Raw genomic sequence first — 13,811 nt, forward strand, 5'->3', positions numbered from 1 at the left:
CACGAATTGACATGACCGAAACGATGCCGCTGCCCCCGCCCTCCGGCAGTAGCCTCGTTCCGGCCACCCCGGACGATCAGGAGAGCCGCCCATGGACCACCTCGACTGGCAACGCTCGACCTTCAGCAGCGACCAGCCCAACTGCCTGGAGATCGCCTCCGAGGGCGATCTCGTCTACATCCGCGAGTCCGCCGACCCCACCCGCGTCGTCACCACCACCCGCACCAAGCTGAACGCCTGGATCCTCGGCGCCAAGGACGGCGAGTTCGACCACTTCGTCGGGCTCTGAGCCGCGGAGAGCGCCGCCCGCCGCCGCCGATGCACCGCCGGTCCACCGCCGGTCCACCGCCGCAGGACGCCGGATATCCCGTGGCGCGTCCGGCGGCGGGCGGCGAAGATCTCGGCATGCACGCCTTCCTCCGCACCGAGCGGCTCGTGTTGCGCCCGTTCACCGAGGCCGACGCCGACCACCTCTTCGCGCTGGACAACGACCCCGAGGTCATGCGCTTCATCAACGGCGGTGCGCCGACCAGCCGGGAGGAGATCGGGACGGCGGTCCTGCCGCGCCTCCTCCACGACTACCCGTGCCTCGGCACCCGCGGCTTCTGGGCCGCCGAGGAGAGGGGCACCGGGACGTTCCTGGGCTGGTTCGAGTTCCGCCCCCTCGACGAGCACAGCTGCGCCGTGGTGGAGCTCGGGTACCGGCTGAACCGGGCGGCCTGGGGCCGGGGCCACGCCACCGAGGGATCGCGGCACCTGATCGACAAGGGCTTCACCGACCTCGGCGTGGAGCGGGTCACCGCGAACACCATGGCCGTGAACACCCGCTCCCGGCGCGTCATGGAGAAGTCGGGCCTGTCGTTCCTGCGCGCCTTCACCGGCGACTGGCCGGACCCGATCCCCGGCTCCGAGCACGGCGAGGTCGAGTACCGGCTCACCCGGGCCGAGTGGCAGCAGCGCCGGTAGCCGGGGCGACAGCGCCGGTAGCCGGGGCGGCCGCCCCGGGGAGGGCGTGCTGCCTTCCGGTCAGGTGCGGCGCGGCGGGCTCAGGCGCGGGCGCGCAGGATCCGTTCGGCGAGGTCGACGGCCTCCCGGACGGGCACCAGCCGGCATTCGGCGTCGCCGACGCGCCCGGTGGTGACGCCGGAGGCGGCCGCGAGGACGTGGCCGCCGAGTTCGGCGAAGTGCACGTCGTCCAGGTCGGGGGCCTCGAAGGCGACCCACCCCTGCGGTGCGACGCAGCGGTACTCCCGGAGCCGGACGCCGGGCAGCCGGAGGTCCGCGAGGTGGAAGGCGGTGAAGTTGGCCATCGGAACGCCGATCATCAGCACCCGGGCGTCCAGGTCGTACAGCCGCCCGAGCGGGGAGTCCGGGCCGAGGTGGGAGGTGAGCGGGTGGCGGCCAGTGATCTCCTGCGCCCGTGGGCCGAGCGCGGCCCAGGAGGTCTGGGGGTGGCCGCTGCGCAGCGCGCCCGGACGGGTGCGGACGGCCTCCGAGAGCGCGCCCATCGTCGGGGAGGCCGGGGTGGTGGCCGGGTCGAACCGCGGCATCCGCGCCCGGTACGCCTCGGCTTCGGCCGGGGCGAGCCCGGCGACGGCCTCCTGGTGGATCCGCGAGGTGGAGGAGTTCTCCGGGGTGGCGGTGTAGGCCACCAACGTGCCGTCCGGGCCGAGCACGTCGAGCAGTGCGTCGACGACGCCCGCGGCCCCGCCCGGCACCGGCCCGAGCGCCCGTAGCGACGCCTGGACGTGCAGCACCGTCCCGGGGCGGACCCCGAGTCCGGCGAAACCGTCGGCGAGTGCGGAGACGGACGTCACGGCCACTCCTTCGGATCAGGCCTCGGCGGGCTTCAGCTGCCCTCGCTCCAGGCGCGCCCGCTCGGCATCCCGCTCGGCCGCAGCCGGCAACGGCACGGCGAGCCACGGGGAAAGGCTCTCCCGCATGCCGTCCGCGAAACCCCGGCCGAGCGGTGTCAGCGCGCCCGACTCCGCCAGTCGCTCCACCGCCTCCGCCGTGTACCGCCGCCAGAGCGCGAACCGGGCCCGTGCCCGGTCCGCCGCCTCGCCCGGCAGCCCGTCGTAGGCGGCCGTGCGCGTGCCCCAGTACTCCGTCACCGCCAGGTGCGCGTAGGTGCCCTGGAGCAGTCCCTCCAGCGGCCGGGGGTCCGGCCGCCAGGGCGCGAAGTACAGCCGGTCGTCGGCCCGGTCGTGGAGGTCGAAGAGGTCCAGGACGGCGCCCAGCTTCACGTGCTGGAACTCGTGCGCGAGCAGCAGCGCCAGGGTCGGCGCCGTCGAGGGCCGTGCGATGCCGACCGCCCCGTACGCCTGCCGGGCCGCCGAGCTGACGTCCCGGCCGTCCGGACCGGGCCGCAGCGGGGTCACCGTGGCCAGTCCGGTCCGGATGCCCTCCGCGTACTGCGGCAGGTCCCGCCCGAGCAGCTCCCAGGCCTCGCGCAACGCGCCCGTCCAGCCGAGCAGTTCGCCATCCGACAGCCGGTCGGTGACCGGGTGGTCGTAGCTGTCCCGCAGCGGGTCGAGGTCCTCCAGCGCGACCGTCCACCCGCCGGCCAGCCGGATCCGCCGCAGCGGCTGGTCCAGCGCGGTGAACACCGCCCCGTCGGAGGCCCGCACCTCCAACCCGTCCGCCCGTCCGGTGACCACCGCCTCCCCGTCCGGCACGGCGATCCGCCCCAGCGTCGGCAGGTGCAGCCATCCGCCGCGGACCGGCACCGGCACGGCGTCGCCCCGCCCGGCCCGCACCGCCGCCGCCGCGGCCAGCGCCGCCAGCCCGCCGAGCCCGACCGACAGGTCCCCGGCGAGCCGCCGGGCGGCCCACGCCCGCGCGTACGGGTGCGCCAGCACGGCGTCCACGGCGGCGGGCGCCGCGACGTCCAGCTCCGACAGCAGCGCCCACGCCTCGGCCCGGCCCCTTCCGGAGGCGTCCCAGGCCGCGGCCAGCATCGCCCGGGTGAGCGCCGACTGCGCGCGGGACAGCGCCCGTACGGTGTCCTCGCCGCCGTGCCCGCGGGCCAGCTCGTCGAGTTGCGCCGCGGTGAGGGCGGCGGCGGGGGCGACGGTGGAGGCGGTGGGCGGCAGTGGCGGTTCGCCGCCCGGTGCGGGTACTGACACGGGACTGTCCTTCCCGGCGATGCCGTTGATGAGCGCCATGAGGTCGCCGCAGTAGACCGAGGGGTTGTCGAAGCCGTTGTCCGCCCGGTACCGGTGGGCGTAGAGGCCGCCACCGCAGGAGCGGACCACCGGGCAGGCGCGGCAGGTCGGGCTCAGCCCGTCCGTGCCGGTCTGCCGGGCGGCGATGCCGGGGTGCAGCGCCACCTGGTCGAGGCTGTGCGAGAAGACGTCGAGCCCGGTCTCCGGCGCGCCGTCGTACGCGGTCTTGAGGCTGTCCGCCTGTTCGAAGCTGCCGTCCGTCTCCAGTACGACGAGGTCGGAGGGCTCCAGTCCGAGGGACTCGGTGAGGCTGGAGAGCCCGCGCAGCGTCCGGTGCACGGATTCGAAGGTCCGGACGGCGAACGGCCGCCCGTCCTCCTCCCACAGCGCGTGGACGGTGAGCAGCCAGTCCGCGTACGGGGTGCCACCGCTGCCCGCCACGCGCTTCGGCGGTTCCTCCCAGGTGGCGTGCGGCAGCAGGAAGTCGACGGCGGGGGGCGCCAGTTCGGCCAGCGCCCGGTACACCGCGACCGGGTCGTTCTCGATGTCGACGGTGCACAGCAGCCCGGCGAACAGGTGCCGGTACTCGGGTCGGCGCAGCCGTTGGACGGCCCGCAGGACCATGGGGTGGCTGCTGCGGCCGTCGGCGAAGCGCCGGTGGCGGTCGTTGGAGGCGCGGTCCCCGTCGAGCGAGATGCCGATCCTCACGTCCAGTTCGGCGAACAGCTCGCAGTAGGCGTCGGAGAGTTGGACGCCGTTGGTGTGGATGCGCAGGTCCAGCGCGCAGCCGGGCGGCAGGGCCGCCCGGAGCGCCTCGGCGGCGTGGCGCAGCCGGTCCGGGCCGGCGAGCAGGGGTTCTCCCCCGTGCAGGACGACCCGGACGACGGGCAACCGGTGGGCCGCCGCGTGCTCGCCGATCCGCTCGGCGACGGCGTCCAGGACTTCTCGGCCGATGACCTTCGGGCGCCGCCGCCAACTGGTGTCGGCGTGCTCGTACACGTAGCAGTGGTCACAGGCGAGATCACACCGGCTGTGGACCTTCACCACGAACTGGGTGAAGGGCCGGGGCGTCGGCTTCATGGTCGGTCGGATCCTGCTCGGCCGCCGGGTCGGCCGATCAGATCGAGGAGTTGAAGGCCGCGACCGGCACCGCACCCGCTCCGGTGTCGGGGAGGGCTCGCCGGATCCTCGCCGAGAGCTCCTCGGCGCCGAGCTGGGCGAGGTCGGCGAGCGAGGGCCGTTCGCCACTGGCGATCGCCTGAGGCTCCGTCAGTTCCGTGTGGGGCGTGGTGTCCAGTGCGGGTGTCATGTTCGTTTCTCTTCCACGATGGGGGTTAGAGAGAAGCAGAGCCGGGTATACACGTCGGCTTGGTCGCAAGGGTACTGCGGGCGTGCGAGCCGCAGCGCTCCCTTCCACGGCACTACCTGCCCGTTACCCCCTTCGTACTGCGAAGTCTCGCCGAAAGTTCACCTGTTCGGCGGTCGCGCGAAGGCACCTGACCGGCGCATGGACCGCCCGCCGGGCCGGGCCCCGAGCCCACCGGGCGGTCGGTCCGCGCCCGGTCACGGACAGAGGCGCTCCACCCGCCACCCCGTGGGCCGGGTCGGGTCGGCGAGGTAGCGGAGGCGGTCGTGCAGGCGGTTCTCGCGCCCCTGCCAGAACTCGACGACCTCCGGGACCACCCGGTAGCCGCCCCAGAACGGCGGGACGGGCACGCCCTCGCCCTCCGGGTAGCGGCGCTCCAGTTCGGCGTAGCGCTGCTCGAGGACGTCGCGGCCGCTGACCGGGCTGGACTGTTCGCTGGCCCAGGCCCCGAGTTGGGAGCCGTGCGGGCGGGTGCGGAAGTAGGCGGCGGTCTCGTCCCGGCCGACCTTCTCGACCGGCCCCTGGACGATCACCTGGCGGGCCAGCGAGATCCACGGGAAGAGCAGCGCGGCGTACGGGTTCGCGGCGAGCTCGGAGCCCTTGCGGGAACCGTAGTTGGTGTAGAAGACGAAGCCGCGCGCGTCGTACCCCTTGAGCAGGACGGTGCGCGAGCTGGGCCGCCCGTCGGCGTCGGCGGTGGAGAGCACCATGGCGTTGGGCTCGAGCACCCCGGCGTCGTCCGCCTCGTGGAACCAGTGGGTGAACTGGCTGATCGGCTCGGGCGCGAGCTGCTCCTCGACCAGGCCCTCGTGGACGTAGTGCCTGCGCATCACGGCGAGGTCCGGACCGGGGCGGGCCACGTCGGCCGGGGTCCGGTTGGCGGGGCTCTGGGGCGTCGGCTGGGCGCGTTCCGGGGTCTGCACGCCAACATCATCCCGTACGACAAGCGGCCGGCACCGCTACCTCCGGACGAACCGCAGTCGGGGATAAGGTGTCTCGCCACCGCTTGGCCGTCCGTCACAGGGGGAATTGTCCGGAACCGGGTGTTTGGTTCCGGGGGTCTCCCGGGCACGACCGACCCTTGACGGAGAAGTCAAGCGGGCCTGCGGGAAACATCACCACGGTGGTGTATGGCGCAATGCACCCCGTGCCTGTCACTCTGGCACGGAGTGCCAACCACGATTCGGTCACTGGCGCGCCGCCCCACCACGGTGAAGCGCCGATCGCAGAGCTGAAGGAGCCGTCGTATGTCCGACTTCGTACCCGGGCTTGAGGGAGTCGTCGCGTTCGAGAGCGAGATCGCCGAACCCGACCGTGAAGGCGGAGCGCTGCGGTACCGCGGCGTCGACATCGACGACCTGGTCGGCCACGTCTCCTTCGGCCACGTCTGGGGCCTGCTGGTGGACGGCAAGTTCAACCCCGGCCTGCCGGCCGCCGAGCCCTTCCCGATCCCGGTGCACTCGGGCGACATCCGGGTCGACGTCCAGTCCGCGCTCGCCATGCTCGCCCCGGTCTGGGGCCTCAAGCCGCTGCTCGACATCTCCGCCGAGGAGGCCCGCAACGACCTCGCCCGCGCCGCGGTGATGGCGCTGTCGTACGTCGCCCAGTCCGCCCGCGGCCAGGGCCTGCCGATGGTCCCGCAGAGCGAGATCGACAAGGCCGAGACGGTCGTCGAGCGGTTCATGATCCGCTGGCGGGGCGAGCCGGACCCGAAGCACGTCAAGGCCGTCGACGCCTACTGGACCTCCGCCGCCGAGCACGGCATGAACGCCTCGACCTTCACCGCCCGCGTCATCGCCTCCACCGGCGCCGACGTCGCGGCCGCGCTCTCCGGCGCGGTCGGCGCGATGTCCGGCCCGCTGCACGGCGGTGCGCCCTCCCGCGTGCTCGGCATGATCGAGGAGATCGAGCGCACCGGCGACGCCGTCAAGTGGGTCAAGAACGCGCTGGACAAGGGCGAGCGCCTGATGGGCTTCGGCCACCGCGTCTACCGCGCCGAGGACCCGCGCGCCCGGGTGCTGCGCCGCACCGCCAAGGAGCTCGGCGCGCCGCGCTTCGAGGTCGCCGAGGCGCTGGAGAAGGCGGCGCTGGAGGAGCTGCACAACCGCCGCCCCGACCGCGTGCTGGCCACCAACGTCGAGTTCTGGGCCGCCATCATGCTGGACTTCGCCGAGGTCCCGGCGCACATGTTCACCTCGATGTTCACCTGCGCGCGTACCGCGGGCTGGTCGGCGCACATCCTGGAGCAGAAGCGCACCGGTCGCCTCGTGCGCCCCTCCGCGCGCTACGTGGGCCCCGGCCCGCGCCGCCCCGAGGAGATCGAGGGCTGGGACGCCATCGCCCACTGAGCACGTCCGGCGGACGGCCGCGCTGCCCCCGCACACCACCTCTGACCAGCGGGTCCGGCCTCGGCCGGGCCCGCTGTCGGCGCCCGGCGGAGAGCCGGGACCGCAGTCTCAGCCGGCGGACGGGCGTACCCGGGGCCGGCCCCCGGCCGGTAGGCTGCCCGCGTGGCTCAGATCCAGATCCCCGCTGACATCAAGCCCGCAGACGGCCGTTTCGGCTGCGGACCGTCCAAGGTGCGCCCCGAGGCCCTGAGTGGGCTCGCCGCCACCCAGACCTCCCTGCTCGGCACCTCGCACCGCCAGGCCCCGGTCAAGAACCTGGTCAAGCGCGTGCGCGAGGGCGTGAGCAGCCTCTTCTCGCTGCCGGACGACTACCAGGTCGTCCTCGGCAACGGCGGCTCCACCGCCTTCTGGGACATCGCCGCCTTCGGCCTGGTGCGGGAGAAGTCCCAGCACCTGGACTTCGGCGAGTTCTCCTCGAAGTTCGCCTCCTCCGTCAAGGCCGCGCCGTGGCTGGCGGAGCCGACGGTGATCAAGACCGCCCCGGGCACCCACCCGCTGCCGGTCGCCGAGGCCGGCGTGGACGTCTACGGCCTCACCCACAACGAGACCTCGACCGGCGTCGCGATGCCGATCAGGCGCCCGGCGGGCGCGGACGAGGGCTCGCTGGTGCTGGTGGACGCCACCTCGGGCGCCGGCGGCCTGCCGGTGGACATCACCGAGACCGACGTCTACTACTTCGCCCCGCAGAAGTCCTTCGCCTCCGAGGGCGGCCTGTGGCTGGCCACCTTCTCCCCCGCCGCGCTGGAGCGCGCCGCCGAGATCGCGGGCTCCGGCCGGTACGTCCCGCCGTTCTTCTCGCTGCCGACGGCCATCGACAACTCGTCGAAGGACCAGACGTACAACACCCCGTCGATCGGCACGCTGTTCCTGCTGGCCGACCAGCTGGAGTGGCTGAACGGCAACGGCGGGCTGGACTGGGCCGTCGCCCGTACGGCCGACTCCTCCTCCCGGCTGTACGGCTGGGCCGAGAAGTCCTCCTTCGCCAACCCGTTCGTGGCGAACCCGGCCGAGCGCTCCCAGGTGGTCGGCACCATCGACTTCGACGAGTCGGTGGACGCCGCCGCGGTCGCCAAGGCACTGCGTGCCAACGGCATCGTGGACACCGAGCCGTACCGCAAGCTGGGCCGCAACCAGCTGCGCATCGCGATGTTCCCGGCGATCGACCCGGCGGACGTCGAGGCGCTCACCCAGTGCATCGACTACGTGGTCGAGAAGCTCTGACCGCACCCGGACACCGGCACGGCTGAGGGCCACCGCCTGCGGGCGGTGGCCCTTGCGTGTGTCCGGCCTACCGGTTGACGAGTGAGCTGATCAGCACGATGACCAGCAGCAGCACCAGGGTGCCGGAGACGATGCGCATACGAGTCTTGGGATCCACGGTCAACGAGCGTACCTCCGGCTCGCACCCGGGCCGACCGGCGCCCTCAGCTCCAGTCCGCCAGCGGCCAGGAGCGCAGCGACTCGTAGCGGACGGCGCCGCCCTCCTCGCGGCTCTCCATCAGGTGCAGCTCGACGGCCTCCCACTCCGGGCCGGAGTACGGCGCCAGCGCCGCCGCCAGCGTGTCCAGCTCGGCCGCCGCGACCCGCTGGACGGCCCGCCGGTGGCCGCGGTGGGAGCCGGCCCGGGCCAGCGTGAGGTGGGGGTGGAAGCCGAAGGCGTCGGTGTCCCCGGTGAACTCGGCGACGGCCCCGGTGACCGCCTCGGCGAGCCTGCGCAGCGCCCAGGTCTGGCCCTCCACCCCGGCCCAGAGCACCCGGTCGCCGAACCGGCCGGCGCCCGCGATCCGCAGCCGGTGCGCCGGGTGCACCTCGGCGACGGCGGCCAGACCGCTCTCCAGCTCCGGCAGCCGCTCGGCCGGCACCTGGCCGAGGAAGGCGAGGGTGAGGTGCCAGCTGGCGGCGGAGGTCCACCGCAGCCGGTCGGCCCCGGGCAGGCCGTGCAGGGGGGCGACCGCGTCGGCCAGCTCCTGGAGTGCCGGGATCGGCGGCAGGACCGCCGTGAACAATCTCATGGGCCCATCCTCCCGCTCTTCCCACGCCCCCGAACCTGGGCTAGAACGGGTTCATGATCGATTCAAGCGGCGTGAAGATCCGCACCGGAGGTCCCGAGGACGTCCCCGACATCCTCGCCCTGCTCGACGGAGCCGTGGCCTGGCTGGCCGACCAGGGCCGCACCGGCCAGTGGGGCGACCGGCCCTTCTCCACCGACCCGGCCCGCGCGGAGCACATCGCGCAGTACGGCGCCGAGCCGTTCCTGATCCGCCTCGCCGTCGACGGCCAGGGCCGTACGGTCGGCTCCTGCGTGCTCTCCGAGGAGCGCGGCCGGTACGTGCCCGCCGTGGACGAGCGCGAGCTGTTCGTCCGCAACCTGGTCACCGACCGCAGCCGCAAGGGCTCGGGCATCGGCGCCGCGCTGATCGCCGACGCGGTCGAGGAGGCCCGCCGGCGCGGCATCGGCCTGCTGCGGGTGGACTGCTACGCCGGCGCCGACCGCCGACTGGTCGCCCAGTACCGGGCGCTCGGCTTCACCGAGACGGAGAGCTTCGAGGTCGAGCAGCCGACCGGTGTCTGGCCGGGCCAGGTGCTCGCCATCCGGCTCTGACCCGGCGCCGCCGGGCGCCCCTCGGGCCCCGGCCCGGACCGCAGAGGACCCCCGGGGCGGGCCCCGGGGGTCGGCAGGACGACGGTCGCGGCCGCCACCACCGGCACGGCGTCACGACCAGCAGGCCGCCACCACCGGCACGGCGTCACGACCAGCAGGCCGCCACCACCGGCACGGCGTCACGACCAGCAGGGCGTCACCACCGGCACGGCCGCGCCGCAGCCGTCAGCAGGCCGGGGCCAGCTCCGCCTTGCTCGCCGCGCGGGTCCGCGGCACGACGGCCACCACCCGGCCGCCGCGGCCCGGGTGCAGGTCGAAGCGCACCCGCAGGTCCGCGCTGCGGGCCAGCGCCAGGCCGACCGCGCCGGCCGCCAGCGCGGAGACCACGCCGCAGGCCAGCAGGCCCAGCCGGGGCCCGTACGAGGCGGTGACCCAGCCGACGATCGGGGCGCCGATCGGCGTGCCGCCGGTGAAGACCAGCACCAGCAGGCCCATCACCCGGCCGCGCACCTCGGGGTCGGTGGCCAGTTGCAGCGTGGAGTTGACCGAGGTGTTGAAGCTCAGCCCGAACACGCCGATCAGCGTCAGCAGCAGCGCGAAGGTCCAGTAGTCGGGCGCGAAGGCCGCGACGACCTCCAGCAGCCCGAAGCCCAGGGCCGCGCCGACCAGGCGGCGCAGCCGCGGCGCGCCCCGGCGGGCGGCGAGCAGCGCGCCGGCCAGTGAGCCGACCGCCATCGCGGTGTTCAGCAGGCCGTACTGCCCGGCGCCCACCTTGAAGGTGTCGTAGGCGAAACCGGACAGCAGCGTCGGGAAGTTGAAGCCGAAGGTGCCGATGAACCCGGCCAGCACCATCGGCCAGAGCAGCTCGGGCCGCTCCTTCACGTAGCGCAGGCCCTCGCGCAGCTGGCCCTTCTCGCGGGCGATCGGCTCGGTCGGGCGCAGTTCGCCCTCCCGCATGGCGAGCAGCCCGCCGATCACGGCGGCGAAGGACAGCGCGTTGACGGCGAAAGCCCAGCCGCTGCCGACCGCGGCGATCAGCAGGCCCGCGACGGCGGGGCCGACGAGGCGGGCGGTCTGGAAGTTGGCGGCGTTCAGGCTGACGGCGTTGGCGAGGTCCTTGGGCTCGACCATCTCGGAGACGAAGGCCTGCCGGGTCGGGTTGTCCACCACGGTGACCAGGCCGAGCAGCAGCGCGAAGGCGTACACGTAGTAGGGCGTGACGATGCCGCTGACGGTCAGCACGGCCAGGCCGGCGGCGAGCAGGCCCATGGTGCCCTGGGTGTAGATCAGCAGTCGGCGCTTGGGCATCCGGTCGGCGAGCACACCGCCGAACAGGCCGAGCAGCAGCATCGGCAGGAACTGCATGGCGGTGGTGATGCCGACGGCCAGCGGGCTGCCGGTGAGGCTCAGCACCAGCCAGTCCTGGGCGATCCGCTGCATCCAGGTGCCGGTGTTGGACACCACCTGGCCGGCGAAGTAGTAGCGGTAGTTGCGGACGCGCAGGGAGGAGAACATCCCCCCGGGCCTGGTGAAGCGGGCGCCTGTGGGGGACGGGGCCGCGGAGCGGCCGGGAGCGGCGGGGTCGTCCGCCGCGGTGCGTTCGTCGGGGTCGTCGTCGCCGTTGCCGGGCAGTCCCGTCGGAGCGGGGGCCTGGGCGTCGGCGGCCGCGGGGCCTGCCGCGGCGGGGTCGGTGGTCGGGTCGTCGGTACGGATGGCGGCGGCGCTGGCTGCGGCCGGCGGTGTCACGGTGGTCTCCCCTCGCGGCGGGGGGGGGGGGGGGGGGGGGGGGGGGGGGGGGGGGGGGGGGGGGGGGGGGGGGGTGCCGGGGGGGCCCCCCCGGGGGGGGGGGGGGCGGGGGGGGCGGCCGCCCCGCTCCTGGTGTCGGTGGTCGGTCCTGCGGTGATGCGGTGCTCCTTCGTCTCCCGGCGGCCGTGGCCGGGTTCGGTGTGCCTAGAGGTGTGCGAGTTTGTAGAGCACGGGCGCGGCCTCGCGGAGGACGGCCCATTCCTCCTCGTCGAGCCCTTGGGCGAGCTCGGCGAGCCAGGCGTTTCGGCGCCGGCGACTCTCCGCGAGGATCGTCTCGGCCTGCTCGGTGCTGCTGACGACCACCTGGCGGCGGTCCTCGGGGTGCGGCTCCCGCCGCACCAGCCCCTTCTCCTCCAGCATCGCGACGATCCTGGTCATCGAAGGAGGCTGCACGTGCTCCTTCCGGGCGAGCTCACCCGGCGTCGCCTTCCCGCACCGGGCGAGGGTGCCCAGCACTCCCATCTCGGTGGGACTCAGCGACTCCTCCACCCGTTGGTGTTTGAGTCGTCGGGAGAGGCGCATGGTGGACGACCGCAGCTGTGAGATCGCTGCGAGGTCCTGCTCGGACATCTCGGGCATCTCTTTAGCTTACGTCATTACTCTCGCTAAAGAAAAACGCGTTCCCGCCGTGCCGGAAGATCGGCCCGGTGCCATATTGGTCATGAGGTCACCACTCCCGCTCAGGAAGGGCCGACCAGCCATGTCCGACGTCGCCGCCGAGCCGCCCGCGCCGTACGTGCCGTACGCGCCCCCCGCGCCGTACGAGCAGTCCGCCACGCCCGCGCCGTCCGGGCGGGGCACCCAGCCCGGGCGGGGCGACAGCGGCTTCGCCCGGCTCGCCATGGTCACCATCGACTGCGCCGACCCCGTCGCGCTGGCCTCCTTCTACGGGGAGCTCCTCGGCTGGGAGACCCGGCACGTGGACGAGCACTTCGCGATCCTGGACAACCCGGAGGGCGGCAGCCCGCTCGGCTTCGGCCGGGTGAGCGGCTACCGGCCGGAGCCGTGGACCGAGCCGGACGGCAGCAAGCACTTCCACCTCGACTTCTACGTCGACGACCTGGACGAGGCGACCGCCAGGGCCCTCGAACTCGGCGCGACCGAGCCCGGCTACCAGCACGGCCGCACGCTGAAGGTGCTGATCGACCCAGCGGGGCACCCGTTCGGGCTGGCTCCGCTGGAGTAACCCACAAGCGGGGCCCGAAGGCCGTGCAAGGGCCCTGTCAGGGCTTGGTGCCGAGATCATGCAGACTGCGTAAAGGTCCACCCTGACCTGGGACTTCGTGAAACCCTGAGCCTTGTGCGACCGGCGGGTAGTGGCTACTGTCCCCGTTGTCAGGGGCACCACACGCCAGGGTCTCCCCATGGCGGAGCCCCCTCCGCGCCCACCTCCGCGCGCCCCACCGACCCCCGTATCCGGTCCCCCGCCTCCGCCCCGAGACCCGGCGCCCGCATCCCCGCAACCGTCCTGGGAGCTCTCTTGGGTGAGATCCATCATGCCGACCACGGCTGGGTGACACCGGCGGTCTCGTACTTCGTCGCCTGCCTCGGGGCCTTCGTCGCCCTGCGCAGCGCCCGCTGGGCACTCGTCTCACACGGCCGCACCAAGGCGGTCTGGCTGCTCTTCGCCTCGACCTCGCTCGGCGCCGGCATCTGGTCCATGCACTTCATCGCGATGCTCGGCTTCTCCGTCACCGGGGTCGAGATCACCTACCAGCCGGGGCTGACCGTGCTCAGCCTGCTGGTCGCCGTCGCGGTGGTCGGCATCGGGCTGTTCACCGTCGGGTACTGGCGCCGCCGGCCCCTCCTGGCGCTGCTGGCCGGTGGGCTGACCACCGGACTGGGGGTCGCCGCGATGCACTACCTCGGCATGGCCGCGATGGTCCTGCCCGGCTTCCTCCACTACGACCGGTTCACGGTGTGGCTGTCGGTCGCCATCGCGGTGTTCGCGGCCACCGCCGCGCTCTGGGCGGCGCTGAACATCCGGGGCACCCTCGCCGTGCTGGCCGCCGCTCCGGTGATGGGCGTCGCCGTCTGCGCGATGCACTACACCGGGATGGCGGCGCTGTCCGTCCGGCTGGACCTCTCGCACTCCACGCAGAACGGCGTGATGGCCCTGGAGTTCATCTTCCCGCTCGGGGTCGGGCTCGGCTGCTACGTGTTCTTCGGCGCGCTGGCCTTCGCCGTCTCGCCGAGCAAGAACGCCTCCCAGCCGGTGCTGGTCGGTCCGGCGGCCCCGCTGCCGCCACGTGCCTCCTTCACCCCGGGTGGCACCGGGCCCTCCCGGGTGCCGCCGCAGCAGCCGCGGCGGCCGGTGGGCGAGGCCCGCGCCCGGCGCTGACACCGGGGAGCAGGAACGACGACGTCCGGCCGGGGTCCCACCCCGGCCGGACGTCGTCGCTCCTGCCCTGTCCTGCTCCGACCCTGCTCAGGGCCGGCCCCGGTCCCGCTCCGGGCCGGCC

At 73.8% G+C, this 13,811-nt stretch carries 14 protein-coding genes; 7 read left to right on the plus strand and 7 right to left on the minus strand.

All coding sequences use genetic code 11. The annotated features are described in order from the left end of the window. Window positions 1–91: 91 nt before the first annotated feature. Window positions 92–289, plus strand: coding sequence for a DUF397 domain-containing protein (locus ACGF07_RS14435; protein ID WP_350738755.1), 198 nt, complete (start codon window positions 92–94; stop codon window positions 287–289). Between the two features lie 116 nt (window positions 290–405). Next, window positions 406–966 (plus strand): GNAT family N-acetyltransferase, encoded by a 561-nt coding sequence (locus ACGF07_RS14440; RefSeq protein WP_392898513.1) that lies wholly within the window; start codon window positions 406–408, stop codon window positions 964–966. An 80-nt stretch (window positions 967–1,046) separates the two neighbouring features. Here ACGF07_RS14440 and ACGF07_RS14445 read toward each other — a convergent pair whose 3' ends face one another. The 4 genes from ACGF07_RS14445 to pdxH all read right to left on the minus strand — a co-directional run bounded on the left by ACGF07_RS14445 (window position 1,047) and on the right by pdxH (window position 5,363). After that, complete coding sequence (locus ACGF07_RS14445) at window positions 1,047–1,817, minus strand: aminoglycoside N(3)-acetyltransferase (protein ID WP_392898515.1); 771 nt, start codon at window positions 1,815–1,817, stop codon at window positions 1,047–1,049. Window positions 1,818–1,832: 15 nt separating this feature from the next. After that, a complete protein-coding gene (locus ACGF07_RS14450; protein WP_392898518.1) occupies window positions 1,833–4,247 on the minus strand; it encodes an FxsB family cyclophane-forming radical SAM/SPASM peptide maturase in 2,415 nt (804 codons plus the stop codon). 37 nt (window positions 4,248–4,284) lie between these two features. After that, the gene (gene fxsA, locus ACGF07_RS14455) at window positions 4,285–4,476 is read right to left on the minus strand and encodes an FxSxx-COOH cyclophane-containing RiPP peptide (protein WP_392898521.1); all 192 of its coding nucleotides are present in this window, start codon (window positions 4,474–4,476) and stop codon (window positions 4,285–4,287) included. A gap of 254 nt (window positions 4,477–4,730) precedes the next feature. Continuing rightward, window positions 4,731–5,363, minus strand: coding sequence for a pyridoxamine 5'-phosphate oxidase (gene pdxH, locus ACGF07_RS14460; protein WP_350738787.1), 633 nt, complete (start codon window positions 5,361–5,363; stop codon window positions 4,731–4,733). Between the two features lie 417 nt (window positions 5,364–5,780). Between pdxH and ACGF07_RS14465 the strand changes: the two genes are divergently transcribed. Further along, window positions 5,781–6,881, plus strand: coding sequence for a citrate synthase 2 (locus tag ACGF07_RS14465; protein ID WP_350738769.1), 1,101 nt, complete (start codon window positions 5,781–5,783; stop codon window positions 6,879–6,881). A gap of 162 nt (window positions 6,882–7,043) precedes the next feature. After that, window positions 7,044–8,162, plus strand: a complete 1,119-nt coding sequence (gene serC / locus ACGF07_RS14470; protein WP_350738772.1) for a phosphoserine transaminase — start codon at window positions 7,044–7,046, stop codon at window positions 8,160–8,162. A 203-nt stretch (window positions 8,163–8,365) separates the two neighbouring features. Here serC and thpR read toward each other — a convergent pair whose 3' ends face one another. Next, on the minus strand, window positions 8,366–8,953 hold the full coding sequence (thpR, locus tag ACGF07_RS14475; RefSeq protein WP_392898524.1) for an RNA 2',3'-cyclic phosphodiesterase: 588 nt from the start codon (window positions 8,951–8,953) through the stop codon (window positions 8,366–8,368). A 53-nt stretch (window positions 8,954–9,006) separates the two neighbouring features. Between thpR and ACGF07_RS14480 the strand changes: the two genes are divergently transcribed. Beyond that, on the plus strand, window positions 9,007–9,543 hold the full coding sequence (locus tag ACGF07_RS14480) for a GNAT family N-acetyltransferase (RefSeq protein WP_392898527.1): 537 nt from the start codon (window positions 9,007–9,009) through the stop codon (window positions 9,541–9,543). 225 nt (window positions 9,544–9,768) lie between these two features. Here ACGF07_RS14480 and ACGF07_RS14485 read toward each other — a convergent pair whose 3' ends face one another. Next, entirely contained in the window at window positions 9,769–11,289 is a 1,521-nt protein-coding gene (locus ACGF07_RS14485) for an MFS transporter (protein WP_392898530.1), read from the minus strand. Between the two features lie 204 nt (window positions 11,290–11,493). Beyond that, complete coding sequence (locus ACGF07_RS14490; protein ID WP_392898532.1) at window positions 11,494–11,928, minus strand: MarR family winged helix-turn-helix transcriptional regulator; 435 nt, start codon at window positions 11,926–11,928, stop codon at window positions 11,494–11,496. Between the two features lie 121 nt (window positions 11,929–12,049). Here ACGF07_RS14490 and ACGF07_RS14495 point away from each other — a divergent pair, with 121 nt between their 5' ends. Both ACGF07_RS14495 and ACGF07_RS14500 read left to right on the plus strand, forming a co-directional pair. Then, window positions 12,050–12,535 carry a VOC family protein gene (locus ACGF07_RS14495; protein ID WP_350750230.1) on the plus strand — a complete coding sequence of 162 codons (486 nt, stop codon included), beginning with the start codon at window positions 12,050–12,052 and terminating at the stop codon, window positions 12,533–12,535. A 294-nt stretch (window positions 12,536–12,829) separates the two neighbouring features. Further along, window positions 12,830–13,690, plus strand: coding sequence for an MHYT domain-containing protein (locus ACGF07_RS14500; RefSeq protein ID WP_392898534.1), 861 nt, complete (start codon window positions 12,830–12,832; stop codon window positions 13,688–13,690). Window positions 13,691–13,811 lie beyond the last annotated feature (121 nt).

Origin of the sequence: Kitasatospora sp. NPDC048194, from assembly GCF_043202455.1 — a bacterium.
Taxonomy (GTDB): domain Bacteria; phylum Actinomycetota; class Actinomycetes; order Streptomycetales; family Streptomycetaceae; genus Kitasatospora.

What these genes read in the sequence shown, in the direction of transcription:
- ACGF07_RS14435 (WP_350738755.1), top strand. Translation starts at nt 92, where the DNA reads ATGGACCACCTCGACTGGCAACGCTCGACCTTCAGCAGCGACCAGCCC.
- ACGF07_RS14440 (WP_392898513.1), top strand. Translation starts at nt 406, where the DNA reads ATGCACGCCTTCCTCCGCACCGAGCGGCTCGTGTTGCGCCCGTTCACC.
- ACGF07_RS14450 (WP_392898518.1), bottom strand. Translation starts at nt 4,247, where the DNA reads ATGAAGCCGACGCCCCGGCCCTTCACCCAGTTCGTGGTGAAGGTCCAC.
- fxsA (WP_392898521.1), bottom strand. Translation starts at nt 4,476, where the DNA reads ATGACACCCGCACTGGACACCACGCCCCACACGGAACTGACGGAGCCT.
- pdxH (WP_350738787.1), bottom strand. Translation starts at nt 5,363, where the DNA reads ATGCGCAGGCACTACGTCCACGAGGGCCTGGTCGAGGAGCAGCTCGCG.
- ACGF07_RS14465 (WP_350738769.1), top strand. Translation starts at nt 5,781, where the DNA reads ATGTCCGACTTCGTACCCGGGCTTGAGGGAGTCGTCGCGTTCGAGAGC.
- thpR (WP_392898524.1), bottom strand. Translation starts at nt 8,953, where the DNA reads ATGAGATTGTTCACGGCGGTCCTGCCGCCGATCCCGGCACTCCAGGAG.
- ACGF07_RS14480 (WP_392898527.1), top strand. Translation starts at nt 9,007, where the DNA reads ATGATCGATTCAAGCGGCGTGAAGATCCGCACCGGAGGTCCCGAGGAC.
- ACGF07_RS14490 (WP_392898532.1), bottom strand. Translation starts at nt 11,928, where the DNA reads ATGCCCGAGATGTCCGAGCAGGACCTCGCAGCGATCTCACAGCTGCGG.
- ACGF07_RS14495 (WP_350750230.1), top strand. Translation starts at nt 12,050, where the DNA reads ATGTCCGACGTCGCCGCCGAGCCGCCCGCGCCGTACGTGCCGTACGCG.